Genomic DNA, 13545 nt, shown 5'->3' with positions numbered 1-13545 from the left:
CGGCACACGAGGAATGGGGCGGGCAACGGCCATGATGGGACCAGCACACTCTCTGTCGGGCGCTGCCGCCTGGCTCGGCGTCGGAGCGGCGGCCGCCGCTGCCGGGCACGGGATGCCCTGGCCGGTCCTCCTTGCCGGTGCGCTGATCTGCGCCGGAGCCGCACTCGCCCCGGACCTCGATCACAAGGCGGCCACCATCTCGCGGGCCTTCGGGCCGCTGTCGCGCTGGCTGTGCGAGATCGTGGACAAGCTGTCGTACGCCGTCTACAAGGCGACGAAGAAGCAGGGCGACCCGCGTCGTTCCGGTGGGCACCGCACCCTGACACACACCTGGCTGTGGGCGGTCATGATCGGCGGGGGCGCCTCGGCCCTGGCGATCACCGGTGGGCGCTGGGCGGTGCTGGCGATCCTGTTCGCGCACATGGTGCTGGCCATCGAGGGCCTGCTGTGGCGTGCGACCCGTGGCTCCAGTGCCGATGTCCTGGTGTGGCTGCTGGCCGCGACCAGCGCGTGGATCATCGCCGGGGTCCTGGACAAGCCGGGCAACGGCTCGGACTGGCTGTTCACGGCACCGGGCCAGGAGTATCTCTGGCTGGGGCTCCCGATCGTGCTGGGCGCGCTGGTGCACGACATCGGGGACGCGCTGACGGTTTCCGGCTGCCCGATCCTGTGGCCGATCCCGGTGGGCCGCAAGCGCTGGTACCCGCTGGGTCCGCCCAAGGCCATGCGGTTCCGGGCCGGCAGCTGGGTCGAGCTGAAGGTGCTGATGCCGGTGTTCATGGTGCTCGGCGGGGTGGGCTGCGCGGCGGCGCTCAATGTGATCTGAGCGGGTGGGTGCCGGTAGGGCACGACCCCGGTGACGGATCTTCGGGACCGGGCAGCCGCGGACCACGGACCTGCGGTGCGCTCAGCCCCGCCCGTCCAGGATCAGCCGCCCTGCCCCGTGCCACCGCCGTAGCGCCGCTCGAACGCGGCGACGCGGCCCTCCGAGTCCACCGTCCGGGCCTTGCCGGTGTAGAAGGGGTGGCTCTCCGAGGAGATCTCGACGTCCACTACCGGGTAGGTCTCGCCGTCGTCCCACTCGATGGTCTGGTCGCTGGTCGCGGTGGACCGGGTCAGGAAGGCGTAGCCTGCGGCGCGGTCACGGAAGACCACCGGGCGGTAGTCGGGGTGCTTGTCCTGCTGCATGGGAACTCCTCGGGTGGCGGCATCGGCAAGGCCGACGGCGTGGGACCCAACGGTGGGGCCGACGGGACGGGGACTGCGGTACGGCGGCGGGCGTCGGTCGCAGGGCGTTCACGGACGTCAGCTGCACGGCGGTCACGGGCGTCAGCCGTTCAGGGCGTCCTCGTCGACGATGTGCATGGCGGCCTCCTCGGCGGACGCCGCCGCGCCGTCGATGCCCACGTCCGTCGCGACGAGCGCGCTCTCGTCGTCCTCGTGGGCGCCCTCGTCGGGTGCCACGAGGCGGCCGGAGCGCAGGGCGCCGACCTCGTCGTCGAGGAGTTCCCCGTCGGTGCCCTCGGCGTCCCCGATGCCGTCGCCGTCGGGCGCGGGCTGGTCAGGCATCTCCTCGGCGAGCCGCTGGTCGAGGGTCTCGCCCTGGTGCCGCTCGGCGGCCGTGACACCGGAGTGCTCCACCGCCCACGGTCGCTCCGGAGGGGACCAACCCCGGTCCAGAGGGTCGTCGACGCCGTCGTTCTCCAGGGTGTCCTCGGTGTCCAGCAGCCCCGTGTCCTCACGTTGATCGGATGCGTCGGGCTGGTAGACGTCGTCACCCCATCCGTCGGCGCTGTTCACGGCTACCTCCAGGTGGTGCGGACGGGCCCGAACCCACCGCGGCCGACGGCAGGCCGCCGCGGCGCGGGGCACAGGCCGCACCCGGCGCGAACCGCGAGGTTCCCGTTCCCGGGTGCTCCCCGAACCGGTGCCGCTATCCAGCCTTCCACCCCTTTTCGCCCCGGCGCAACGGCACGGGCAAGGGTGAGCGTTCCGGATCCGTCGAGGCCGGTTCTCCGCCGTCGTGCAGGGTGCAGGCGACTGGGGCCGCCTCGGGGCGCCGACCGCGGACACGGCTGCCGTCGTGCCGGGTGGTGGCGGTCGGTCCCGCTCCGGGACGCCGACCGCGATCATGCCGCCCGGCCCATGCCGTGCCCGCTCTCCAGCCAGAGGGAGCGGCGTCCCAGGTCGCGACGGCACGCAGGCTCGAACACCGGTCCGAGGTCCGCCGGGGTTCCCCGCCTCGGCCGACCGGGTTACCGGTCCGGTCGGCTCAGGCTCCCGCCCTGGCCGGAGACCCTGCTGGTTCCGGCCGCGCGACGCCCCGGCCCTCACCCCCACTCACCCATGCCACGAGCGCCACAGCGCCGCATAGGCCCCGTTCGCCCTGACCAGTTCCTCATGGCTGCCCAGCTCGCTGATTTGGCCGTCCTCCACGACGGCGATGACATCCGCGTCGTGGGCGGTGTGCAGGCGGTGGGCGATGGCGACCACCGTGCGGCCGTCGAGGACGCGGGCCAGCGAGCGTTCCAGATGGCGCGCGGCGCGTGGGTCGAGGAGGGACGTCGCCTCGTCCAGGACAAGCGTGTGCGGGTCGGCCAGTACCAGGCGGGCCAGAGCGATCTGCTGGGCCTGGGCCGGAGTGAGCGCGAAGCCGCCGGAGCCGACCTCGGTGTCCAGGCCGTCGTCGAGCGCACGGGCCCAGGCGTCCGCGTCGACCGCGCCCAGCGCCGCCCACAGCTCGGCGTCGGCCGCGTCCGTGCGGGCCAGCAGCAGATTGTCGCGCAGGGAGCCGACGAACACGTGGTGCTCCTGGTTGACCAGGGCCACATGCGAGCGGACCCGCTCCGCCGTCATCCGGGACAGTTCGGCGCCGCCGAGGGTGATCCGGCCGTCCCGGGGTGCGTAGATACCGGCGAGCAGCCGGCCCAGGGTCGACTTGCCGGCGCCGGAGGGGCCGACGAGGGCCAGCCGGGTGCCGGGGGCGACCTCCAGGGAGACCTTGCGCAGCACGTCCACGCCCTCGACGTAGCCGAAATGCACCCGGTCGGCGTGCACGTCACGGCCGTCGGGCGCGAGCCGGGCGTCCCCGGCGTCCGGCTCGATGTCCCGGACGCCGACCAGCCGGGCCAGCGACACCTGGGCCACCTGGAGCTCGTCGTACCAGCGCAGGATCAGCCCCACCGGGTCGACCAGCATCTGCGCGATCAGTGCGCCCGTCGTCAGCTGGCCGACGCCGATCCAGCCCTGGAGGACGAACACCCCGCCGATCATCAGGACGGAGGCGAGCACGGTCACATGGGTGACGTTGATGACCGGGAAGAGCACCGACCGCAGCCAGAGCGTGTAGCGCTCCCAGGCCGTCCACTGCTTGATCCGCAGCTCCGACATCTCGACCCGGCGCCCCCCGAGGCGGTGGGCCTCGACGGTGCGACCGGCGTCCACGGTCTCGGCGAGCGCGGTGGACACCGCGGCGTACCCGGCGGCCTCCGAGCGATAGGCGGCCGGCGCCCGCTTGAAGTACCAGCGGCAGCCGGCCACCAGCAGCGGCACCGCGAGCAGCACGGCGGCCGCGAGCGGCGGCGCGGTGACGATGAGCCCGCCCAGCAGCAAGGCAGCCCACACGACGCCGATCGCCAGCTGGGGCACCGCCTCGCGCATGGCGTTGGCCAGCCGGTCGATGTCCGTCGTGATCCGGGAGAGCAGGTCGCCCGTGCCGGCCCGTTCCAGGACACCGGGCGGCAGCCCGACCGACCGGACGAGGAAGTCCTCGCGCAGATCGGCCAGCATCCGCTCGCCGAGCATCGCCCCGCGCAGCCGCACCTCCCGTACGAACACGGCCTGGACGACGAGAGCGACGACGAACAGGCCGACGGTGAGCTCCAGATGGAGTTCACGCTCGGCCGCCCCGTCCGACACCCGTTCCACCAGCGCGCCCAGCAGCCAGGGCCCCACCATCGAGGCGACCACGGCGGCCGTGTTCACGGCGACGAGGAGCAGGAAGGCACGACGGTGCCGACGGAACAACTCGACCACGTAGGTGCGTACGGTCGTGGGGGCGCCGACCGGCAGGGTGTTCGCCGTGGTCGGGGCCGCCGGGTCGTACGCCGGTGGCGCAACGCCGATCATGCCGACTCCTCGATCTCTTCCAGTTCCTTCAGTACGTCGTTGAGGCGGGACCCTTCGCGCGGTCCGTCCTCGCGGGTGGAGCTTTCACGCGGACCAGTGGTCGGGTCCGCTTCCTCCTCGGTCTCCCGGGTCACCACCGCCCGGTACCGCGGTTCGGCATGTACCAGCTCGCGGTGGACGCCGACCGCCGCGACCTCGCCCTCGTGCACGAGCACGACCCGGTCGGCGCGGTCCAGGAGCAGGGGCGAGGAGGTGAAGACCACCGTCGTGCGCCCCGCCCGCAGGTCCCGCACGCCCTGCGCGATCCGCGCCTCCGTGTGGGAGTCGACGGCGGAGGTCGGCTCGTCCAGGACGAGCACCTCCGGGTCCGTGATCAGCGACCGGGCGAGCGCGAGGCGCTGGCGCTGGCCGCCGGACAGGGACCGGCCACGTTCGGTGATACGGGCGTCCATCGGGTCCCCGGCGCCGAGCGAGCCCTGGACCAGTGCGGCCAGGACGTCCGCGCACTGCGCGGCGGCCAGCGCCTCCACGGCGCCGACGTCGCCCGACCTGGGCACGTCGAGCAGTTCGCGCAGGGTGCCGGAGAGCAGCACCGGATCCTTGTCCTGCACGAGGACGGCCGTACGGGCGTTGTCGAGCGGGAGTTCGTCGAGCGGGACGCCGCCCAGGAGCACCGATGTGCCCTCCTCGGAGGGGTGGCCGCCCAGCCGATCGGCCAGTCGGCCCGCCGCGTCCGGGTCGCCGCACACCACGGCGGTGAACCGGCCGGTGGGGGCGAGGAGACCGGTGGCCGGGTCGTACAGATCCCCGGACGGCATCTCGGACCCGTCGCGCGACCCGCCGGTGTCGGTGGCCCGCTCCAGGGCGAGCACGCGCGCGGCGCGCCGGGCCGAGGGCCGCGAGAAGGAGTAGGCCATCGCGATCTCTTCGAAGTGCCGCAGCGGATAGGTGAGGATCATGATCGAGCTGTAGACGGTGACCAGTTCGCCGACGTTCACCCGGCCCTGGCGGGCCAGATGGACGCCGTACCAGACCACCGCGATCAGCAGCAGCCCCGGCAACAGCACCTGGATCGCGGAGATCAGGGACCACATCCGGGCGCTGCGCACGGCCGCGTGGCGCACTTCCTGGGAGGCGCGGCGGTAGCGGTCGAGGAAGAGTTCCTCCCCGCCGATGCCCCGCAGGACGCGCAGGCCGGCGACGGTGTCGGAGGCCAGTTCGGTGGCGCGGCCGGCCTTCTCGCGCTGGAAGTCGGCCCGCCGGGTCGCGCGCGGGAGCAGCGGCAGCACGGCGAGGGCCAGCACGGGCAGGCCCACGGCGACGATCGCACCGAGCGCGGGCTGATAGACGACCAGGGCGACGCAGACCACGACGATGGTGACCGCCGCCGCGGTGAACCGGGACCAGGCCTCCACGAACCAGCCGATCTTCTCGACGTCACCCGTGGAGACGGACACGACCTCACCGGCCGCCACGCGCCGGGTCAGCGCCGAGCCCAGCTGCGCGGCCTTGCGGGCCAGCACCTGCTGGACGCGGGCGGCGGCGGTGATCCAGTTGGTGACGGCGGTGCGGTGCAGGAAGGTCTCGCCGATGGCGTTCCCGGCGCAGCACAGCACCAGCAGCCCGCCCGCGAGGGCGAGCCGTTCGCCGGAGCGGTCGACGACGGCCTGCACGGCGACGCCGACGCAGAACGGCAGCGCGGAGACGGACAGGAAGTGCAGGAGTCCCCAGGCCAGTGCCTTGAACTGGCCGTCCAGCTGGTTCCTGAAGAGCCACCACAGGAATCGGGGACCTGAGCGCGCGTCCGGCACACCTGGGTCGGGATACGGAAGGTCTTTGATTTGCATGACGTCCCAGTGGCTCGTGTCAATGGGGGGAGGTAGGGGGAGTTGGTCGGAAACCGGTGCGCGGAGCGGGCAGCGCACGGCGGCAGCAAACCGTGACAGGTTCGCGCCGCAGCGTGGCCGGACGCAAACGGTTTTCCATGCGGCCGCACAGTTCCGGTCCCCGCCGGGTACGTGGTGCGACCATGGAGCGATGCGCAACGGCGGAGCATGGCGTGCGATGGCCGTGACGGCGGCCCTCGGATCACTTCTGACGAGCCTGACGGCGTGCGACGGGGCGCGGGCCGGCGCCGGTTCGGACGTCGGCAAGCCCGCACCTCGACGGTCGGTCACCACCGTGCATCCGACCCGCATCCCGGACGTCGGCGACCGCTGGCAGCGGCGCATCCCCGCCGACTCCCGCCAGGTCGTCGCGGTCTACGGCGACGGCAAGGACTCCCCGGACTCCACCGTCGTGCTCTACACCAGGCACGGCTCCACCTGGGACCGTGTCCGCAGCTGGCCCGCGCACAACGGCAAGAGGGGCTGGACCACCGATCACCACGAGGGCGACAACCGCAGCCCCGTAGGGGTGTTCACGCTCAGCGACGCGGGCGGGGTACTCACGGACCCCGGCTCCAAGCTGCCGTACACACGGTCGGCCGCGTTCGCCGCGCCGCGCTGGTGGGCGAAGTCGTACTGGCACGACTTCGACTACGTCATCGCCATCGACTACAACCGGGTCGAGGGCACCCCGCCCAACGACCCCACCCGTCCCCTGGGGGACGCCAAGGGCGGCGGCATCTGGTTGCACATGGACCACGGCAGCGGTACGTCGGCCTGCGTGAGTGTGTCCGAATCGGCGATGGGGTATCTGCTGCGCACGCTCGATCCGGATCGGCATCCCGTGGTGGTGATGGGGGACAGGGCCGACCTGAAAGACTCGCGCTGACGGCGAAGGCCTCATTGCGGCGGATGGCCGACTCCCCGTAGAACACGGCCATGAAGAGACGGATCGTCATGTCCATGCTCGCGGGAGCGACCCTCCTGGCGAGCTCACTCCTCGGGGCGTCCCCCGCTCAATCCGCCGATGGGTCTTCCCCTGCTCAATCCGCCGAGGTGCCGCCCGAGTTCGGCACCGACTGGCACGACCCCATCACCGCCGCCCCGCCCATCGCCGCACCCTCGGGCAGGTCCTGCCAAGTCACCGTCGCCGAGGCGCAGTTCCGCGACTTCACGCCGTACAGAGGCAGCTACACACCGCCCGACGGCTGCGGCGACCGCTGGAGCAAGGTCGTGCTGCGGATGGACGGCAAGGTCAAGGGGCGCCAGTACGACCGGCTCGGCCATCTGAGCATCGGCGGGGTCGAGGTCTTCCGTACGTCGACTCCGGAGCCGTCGCCGGACGGCATCGAGTGGTCCGTGGAGAAGGACGTCACGCGCTACAGCGACACCCTCCGCCGTGGCCAGGACGTCGAGATGCTGATCGGCAACGTTGTCGACGACACCTACACCGGCGTCATCGACGTCAAGGTCACGCTGACCTTCTACACCGGCCGCGAGGCCGCGGCCGTGACCCCCGACCGGGTCCTCACCCTCCAGGACGGCACGCTCACCACCCCGCGCAACAGCGAACGCATAGTCGCCGAGGTGTACGCGACCGGCTCCGGCGGAGGCTGCGAGGAGTTCTGGTACCTGTCGGCACCCGACCCCGCGCCCTACTCCTGCAAGGCGGCCGGCGGCCCCTACCGCGAGGTGCAGATCAAGGTCGACGGTCGACTGGCCGGAATCGCCGCGCCGTTCCCGCATGTGTGGACGGGCGGCTGGTCCAACCCCTTCCTCTGGTACGTCGTTCCGGGGCCGCGCGCCTTCGACGTCAAGCCGATCGAATACGACCTGACGCCCTTCGCGGGCATCCTCAACGACGGCCGCCGGCACCGCGTCGAGGTCTCCGTCCTCGGTGTCCCCGAGGGGCAGAGCGGGTGGAGCGCACCCGTGAACGTCCTCGTCTGGCAGGACGCGAAGAGCGTGCACGTCACCGGCGGGCTCACCGCGCACCGGGTCGGCGACCTGGCCAACTCCTCTAGGTACACGCCCGGTTCGGAGCACCGGGTGGACACCGAGGGTGGTCACCGGCTGACCGTCTCCGGGTACGTCGACACCTCGCACGGCAGGGTGGCGACCACGGTGCGCCGGTCGCTGACGAACGACTCCGCGCACCGCTGGACCGACGGCGAGAACCTGGACGCCCTCGACGCCACCTGGACGGACGACGAGTCGGTCACCGTCGACGGACGCGGCCCGGCCCGAACGACGCGCACGCAGCGGACGTACACGATGGACGGCTCGATCACGATCGGCGCGGGCGACCGGCTGCGTACCGTGCTGACCCTCGGTGACCGTGCCGCGGTCGTCGCGACCCAGGACGGACGACGGACCGCGTGGTCGCGGCTCGACGACACCGTCGAGGGCGACGCCTCATGGACGTTGAACGTGCCGCGCGACCAGCGGCACGCGGTCGGGACGACGAGCGAGCGCTATCGGTCGTACGGCTCAAGCGGTTGCTACGACCGTTCGCTGACCACCGTCCAAGGGATGCTCACCGAGGATCGCGGCGGCTGCTGAGGCGAGTTGTGTGCGACGCGTCGCGCGGGGCGTGATTTACGCGGAAGCAACACGGCGGTCTTGTGCGGGAACAACATCACCCGCAAAGTGATCGGCACGGAATGCGCTTTCCGTATGGCAGAAGTCCCGGCCGTCCCTGGGGACTTCTGTGTGCCGCCGTCCCCAAGGAGTGCCCGTGCCGCCGTCCGTACCGTCCCTGCCGCGACGCGTCGCACGCATGCTGCGTACCTCTCTCTTCGCGCAGGTTGCCTGCGCGCTCGTGCTCGGAATCGTCGTCGGGAAGCTGTGGCCCGGATTCGCCGCGGATCTCCAGCCGCTCGGCGACGGTTTCATCCGGCTCATCAAGACGATCATCTCGCCGCTCGTGTTCTGCGTGGTCGTCGTCGGCATCGCCAAGGCCGGTGATCTGAAGGCGTTCGGCCGGATCGGGCTGAAGGCCCTGATCTGGTTCGAGGTCGCCAGCACGCTCGCGCTGGTCATCGGACTCCTCGCCGCCAACGTGGTTCAGCCCGGGTCCGGGATGAACGTCGACCCGTCCACGCTCGACGCCTCGGCGGTCGACGCGAAGACGGGCGGCGGGCATCTGCCCTCGACAACGGAGTTCGCGCTGGAGGCGATCCCGACCTCGTTCATCGGTGCCTTCGCGGAGAACTCTCTGCTCCAAGTGCTGGTCCTGGCCTGCCTGGTGGGTGCCGCGCTGCTGCATCTCGGTCATACCAAGGTGCCGCAGGTGCTGCCCGCCATCGAACAGGCGCAGGAGATCATCTTCGCCATCGTCGGCTTCGTCATGCGACTGGCCCCGATCGCGGTGTTCGGCGCGATGGCGGTTCTGATCGGCAACTACGGGCTCGGTGTGATCGAGACGTACGGCAAGCTGATCGTCCTGTGCTACGTCGCCGCCGCGCTGTTCATCGCGCTGCTCGCCCTCGCCCTGAGGGCGGTCACCGGGCTCAGCCTGTGGAAGTTCCTGCGCTACATCCGTGAGGAGATGCTGCTCGCGCTCGGCACCGCGTCCACCGAGTCGGTCCTGCCGCGGGTGATGCAGAAGCTGCGCAAGGCGGGGGCCCGCGACGACGCCGTGGGTCTGGTGCTGCCGACGGGCTACTCCTTCAACCTCGACGGCGCCTCGCTCTACCTGTCCATCGGCACGCTGTTCATCGCCCAGGCCGTGGGCGTCGACCTCAGCCTCGGCCAGCAGATCACCGTGGTCCTGGTGCTGATGCTGACCAGCAAGGGCATGGCGGGCATCCCGGGCTCGGCGTTCCTCGCCCTGTCCGCGACCGCGTCCTCGCTGGGCGCGATCCCGGCCGGCGCCGTCGCCCTGCTGCTCGGCGTGGACCGCATCATGGACTCGATGCGCGTCGTCACCAACCTGCTCGGCAACTGCGTCGCGGTCTTCGCGGTGTCCCGCTGGGAGGGCGCGCTCGACCGGGAGCGGGCGAGGAAGGTCCTGAACGGCGAGATCGAGGTCGATGTGGAGGACGGCGGGTCGGAGAAGCCGGAACCCACGGAGCCCGAGGTGCCAGAGATGGCGGAACTCGAGAAGTCCGAGGTACCCGGGAAGGCCGGACCCAGGAAGCCCGACGTGCCGACGGCCGCAGCCTCCGAGACCGGTTGACGTCCACGCACAGCCGGCGCCGCGGCCACCGCTCCAGCACCACGGAGCGGTGGCCGCGGCTCTTCGCGCTCAGCAGCCTCGGCCGGCGGTCCCGTCGATCAGCGTGTCCAGCAACTCACCCAGCACCGCCCGCTGTTCATCCGTCAGCGGCGCCAGGATCTCCTCGGCGGCCGACCGTCGCGCCCCGTGCAGTTCCCGCAAGGATCTACGCCCGTCCTCGGTGAGCTCTATCCGGATCACCCGCCGGTTCGTCGGATCCGGCGCCCGCCGTACCTTCCCGCTCGCCTCCAGCCCGTCGACGAGCGTCGTCACCGCGCGCGGGACCACCTCCAGGCGCTCGGCGAGATCGGCCATCCGGGGCGGCGAGTCATAGTGCGCCAGCGTGCGCAGCAGGCGCGACTGCGCCGGGGTGACGCCCAGGCCGCACTCCTGGAGGTGCCGTTTCTGGATCCGGTGCACCCGGCGGGTGAAGCGCAGCAGCTGCTCGGCGAGCGGGCCGTCGGGATCGGGGGTGCTCATGCGGGAACAATATCAGGACCATGTGCATTGTGAGCATAGGTAACAATGAGCTAAGCTCCGTCAGTCCCTTTCGTCACCCCTCCGTAGGAGCCCATGCACCCCGACAGCGAACCCACCTGGACGGCACCAGCCGAGCCGAAGGAACAGCCCCGGCAGGTCCGCCGCATCCTCAGGCTCTTCCGCCCGTACCGCGGACGGCTCGCCGTCGTCGGCCTCCTGGTCGGCGCCTCGTCGCTGGTCGGCGTCGCCACGCCGTTCCTGCTCAAGGCGATCCTCGACGTCGCGATCCCCGGGGGCCGCACCGGCCTGCTCAGCCTGCTCGCGCTCGGTATGATCCTCAGCGCCGTCCTGACCGGTGTCTTCGGAGTGCTGCAGACCCTGATCTCCACGACGGTCGGCCAGCGCGTCATGCACGATCTGCGCACCGCGGTCTACGGCCGCCTCCAGCGCATGTCGCTCGCTTTCTTCACCCGCACCCGCACCGGCGAGGTGCAGTCCCGCATCGCCAACGACATCGGCGGCATGCAGGCCACCGTCACCTCCACGGCGACCTCCCTGGTCTCGAACCTGACCAGTGTCGTGGCCACGATCGTCGCGATGATCGCCCTCGACTGGCGGCTGACCGTCGTCTCGCTGCTCCTGCTTCCGGTCTTCGTCTGGATCAGCCGCCGCGTCGGCAACGAACGCAAGAAGATCACCACCCAGCGCCAGAAGCAGATGGCCGCCATGGCCGCGACCGTCACCGAGTCCCTCTCGGTCAGCGGCATCCTGCTCGGCCGCACGATGGGCCGCTCCGACTCGCTCACCGACGCCTTCGCGGACGAGTCCGAGCGGCTGGTCGACCTCGAGGTGAGGTCGAACATGGCCGGCCGCTGGCGCATGGCCGTCATCACCGTCGTCATGGCCGCGATGCCCGCCGTCATCTACTGGACCGCGGGGATGGCCCTCCAGGTCGGCGGCCCGCAGGTCTCGATCGGTACGATCGTCGCCTTCGTCTCGCTCCAGCAGGGCCTGTTCCGCCCGGCCGTCAGCCTGCTGTCCACCGGCGTCCAGATCCAGGCCTCGCTCGCGCTCTTCCAGCGCATCTTCGAGTACCTCGACCTGCCCATCGACATCACCGAGCGGGACAACCCCGTACGCCTGGACCGGGTGAAGGGCGAGGTCCGCTTCGAGGACGTGGAGTTCCGCTACGACGGCAAGAGCGGCCCGATCCTCGACGGCATCGACATCACGGTCCCGGCGGGCACCGGCCTCGCGGTCGTCGGCCCGACCGGCGCCGGCAAATCGACGCTCGGCCATCTCGTGCCGCGGCTGTACGACGTGACGGGCGGCCGGGTCACCCTCGACGGGGTCGACGTGCGCGACCTCGACTTCGACACCCTCGCCCGCGCGGTCGGCGTCGTCTCGCAGGAGACGTACCTCTTCCACGCCTCGGTCGCCGACAACCTGCGCTTCGCCAAGCCGGACGCCACCGACGAGGAACTGCACGCGGCGGCGAAGGCGGCCCAGATCCACGATCACATCGCGTCGCTGCCCGACGGCTACGACACCGTCGTCGGCGAGCGAGGCCACCGCTTCTCCGGTGGTGAGAAGCAGCGCCTGGCCATCGCCCGCACGATCCTGCGCGACCCGCCCGTCCTGATCCTCGACGAGGCGACCAGCGCCCTGGACACCCGGACCGAACACGCCGTCCAGGAGGCCATTGACGCCCTGTCCGCGAACCGCACCACGGTCACCATCGCCCACCGGCTGTCCACCATTCGGGGCGCCGACCAGATCGTGGTCCTCGATGCGGGGCATGTCGCCGAACGGGGCACGCACGAGGAGTTGTTGGAGCGGGAGGGGCGTTACGCGGCGCTGGTGCGGCGGGACGCCCAACTGGCGCCGACCGGGTGACGATATGCCGGGTTTGTGACCATGTGCGGGTTACCGTTCCCGCATGTACTTGAACACTCCGCCACGGAGCACGTTTCGACTGACGCGCCGGGGGCGTATGGCCCTGATCGCCGCCGGCGCCGTCGTGGCCGGCACCGCCGTGGCGGTGCCGCTGCTGATCACGGACGAGGAGGAGGCCTCCAGGCCCACCTCGCTGGTGATCCCGGAGGGCTGGCGGGCGAGCCAGATCTACGTCGCCGTCGACAAGGCCCTCGCCCTGCCGTCCGGCACGACTAAGAAGTCCCTCGGAAAGCTCGACCTCAAGCTGCCGAACGACGCCGACGGCAACCCGGAGGGCTACCTCTTCCCGGCGACATATCCGCTCGAGCGAGGCGGGCAGAAGGAGACGTCGGATTCGCTGCTGTCGGCCATGGTCGACACCGCCAACAAGAAGTTCAGCGGCGCTCCGATCGCCGCCGGAGCGCAGCGCAACGCCATGAACGTCTATCAGGCGGTCACCATCGCGAGCATCGTCCAGGCCGAGGCCGCCACCAGGACCGACATGGCCAAGGTGGCCCGGGTCGTCTTCAACCGGCTCGAACGCGGCATGCCGCTCCAGATGGACTCCACCATCAACTACGCGCTGAACCGCTCCACCCTCAGGACGACCGAGGCGGACACCCGGATCGAGAGCCCCTACAACTCGTACCAGCGCATGGGCCTGCCGCCCACGCCGATCGGCAGCCCGGGCGACGAGGCGATGCGTGCCGCGACCAGTCCGGCCGCGGGCGACTGGCTGTACTTCGTCACGGTCAAGCCCGGCGACACCCGCTTCACGGCCGACTACGCGGAACACCAGCGCAATGTCGCCGAGTTCAACGCCGAGCAGAAGAAGGCGAGCCCCAAGCCCACGAAGTGAGCCGACGGGAGATCATGCGGATGCTGGTCCGTCCGGTC

At 71.1% G+C, this 13545-nt stretch carries 11 protein-coding genes; 6 read left to right on the top strand and 5 right to left on the bottom strand.

Annotated features, from left to right (window positions below; all coding sequences use genetic code 11):
• The first annotated feature begins 31 nt into the window (after positions 1–31).
• Complete coding sequence (locus ACFQ6S_RS36320) at positions 32–826, top strand: metal-dependent hydrolase (protein WP_383419229.1); 795 nt, start codon at positions 32–34, stop codon at positions 824–826.
• Between the two features lie 101 nt (positions 827–927).
• Here the strand turns inward: ACFQ6S_RS36320 and ACFQ6S_RS36315 are convergent, their stop codons facing one another.
• The 4 genes from ACFQ6S_RS36315 to ACFQ6S_RS36300 form a co-directional block, all read right to left on the bottom strand.
• Positions 928–1188, bottom strand: coding sequence for a type B 50S ribosomal protein L31 (locus ACFQ6S_RS36315; protein ID WP_383419227.1), 261 nt, complete (start codon positions 1186–1188; stop codon positions 928–930).
• Positions 1189–1329: 141 nt separating this feature from the next.
• Positions 1330–1800 carry a DUF5709 domain-containing protein gene (locus tag ACFQ6S_RS36310; RefSeq protein WP_383419225.1) on the bottom strand — a complete coding sequence of 157 codons (471 nt, stop codon included), beginning with the start codon at positions 1798–1800 and terminating at the stop codon, positions 1330–1332.
• 540 nt (positions 1801–2340) lie between these two features.
• Positions 2341–4128: an ABC transporter ATP-binding protein gene (locus tag ACFQ6S_RS36305; protein ID WP_383419223.1), complete on the bottom strand. Its 1788-nt coding sequence runs from the start codon at positions 4126–4128 to the stop codon at positions 2341–2343.
• Positions 4125–5975 carry an ABC transporter transmembrane domain-containing protein gene (locus ACFQ6S_RS36300; protein ID WP_383419221.1) on the bottom strand — a complete coding sequence of 617 codons (1851 nt, stop codon included), beginning with the start codon at positions 5973–5975 and terminating at the stop codon, positions 4125–4127. Before ACFQ6S_RS36300 ends, ACFQ6S_RS36305 begins: the two co-directional genes overlap by 4 nt.
• Before the next feature lie 190 nt (positions 5976–6165).
• Here ACFQ6S_RS36300 and ACFQ6S_RS36295 point away from each other — a divergent pair, with 190 nt between their 5' ends.
• The 3 genes from ACFQ6S_RS36295 (at position 6166) to ACFQ6S_RS36285 (ending at position 10194) form a co-directional block, all read left to right on the top strand.
• Complete coding sequence (locus tag ACFQ6S_RS36295; protein ID WP_383419219.1) at positions 6166–6903, top strand: hypothetical protein; 738 nt, start codon at positions 6166–6168, stop codon at positions 6901–6903.
• 50 nt (positions 6904–6953) lie between these two features.
• Positions 6954–8576: a peptide-N4-asparagine amidase gene (locus tag ACFQ6S_RS36290; protein ID WP_383419217.1), complete on the top strand. Its 1623-nt coding sequence runs from the start codon at positions 6954–6956 to the stop codon at positions 8574–8576.
• Positions 8577–8751: 175 nt separating this feature from the next.
• Positions 8752–10194, top strand: coding sequence for a cation:dicarboxylate symporter family transporter (locus ACFQ6S_RS36285; RefSeq protein WP_383419215.1), 1443 nt, complete (start codon positions 8752–8754; stop codon positions 10192–10194).
• A 69-nt stretch (positions 10195–10263) separates the two neighbouring features.
• Here the strand turns inward: ACFQ6S_RS36285 and ACFQ6S_RS36280 are convergent, their stop codons facing one another.
• Positions 10264–10713: a MarR family winged helix-turn-helix transcriptional regulator gene (locus ACFQ6S_RS36280; protein WP_383419214.1), complete on the bottom strand. Its 450-nt coding sequence runs from the start codon at positions 10711–10713 to the stop codon at positions 10264–10266.
• Positions 10714–10806: 93 nt separating this feature from the next.
• Here ACFQ6S_RS36280 and ACFQ6S_RS36275 point away from each other — a divergent pair, with 93 nt between their 5' ends.
• Positions 10807–12609, top strand: coding sequence for an ABC transporter ATP-binding protein (locus ACFQ6S_RS36275; protein ID WP_383419212.1), 1803 nt, complete (start codon positions 10807–10809; stop codon positions 12607–12609).
• Between the two features lie 43 nt (positions 12610–12652).
• A complete protein-coding gene (mltG, locus tag ACFQ6S_RS36270) occupies positions 12653–13507 on the top strand; it encodes an endolytic transglycosylase MltG (RefSeq protein ID WP_383419211.1) in 855 nt (284 codons plus the stop codon).
• The last annotated feature ends 38 nt before the right edge of the window (positions 13508–13545 follow it).

Origin of the sequence: Streptomyces sp. NPDC056479 (assembly GCF_042795335.1) — a bacterium.
Classification (GTDB): domain Bacteria; phylum Actinomycetota; class Actinomycetes; order Streptomycetales; family Streptomycetaceae; genus Streptomyces.
The sequence above is the reverse complement of the archived record's forward strand: the minus strand, read 5'-3'. Positions and strand labels throughout refer to the sequence as shown.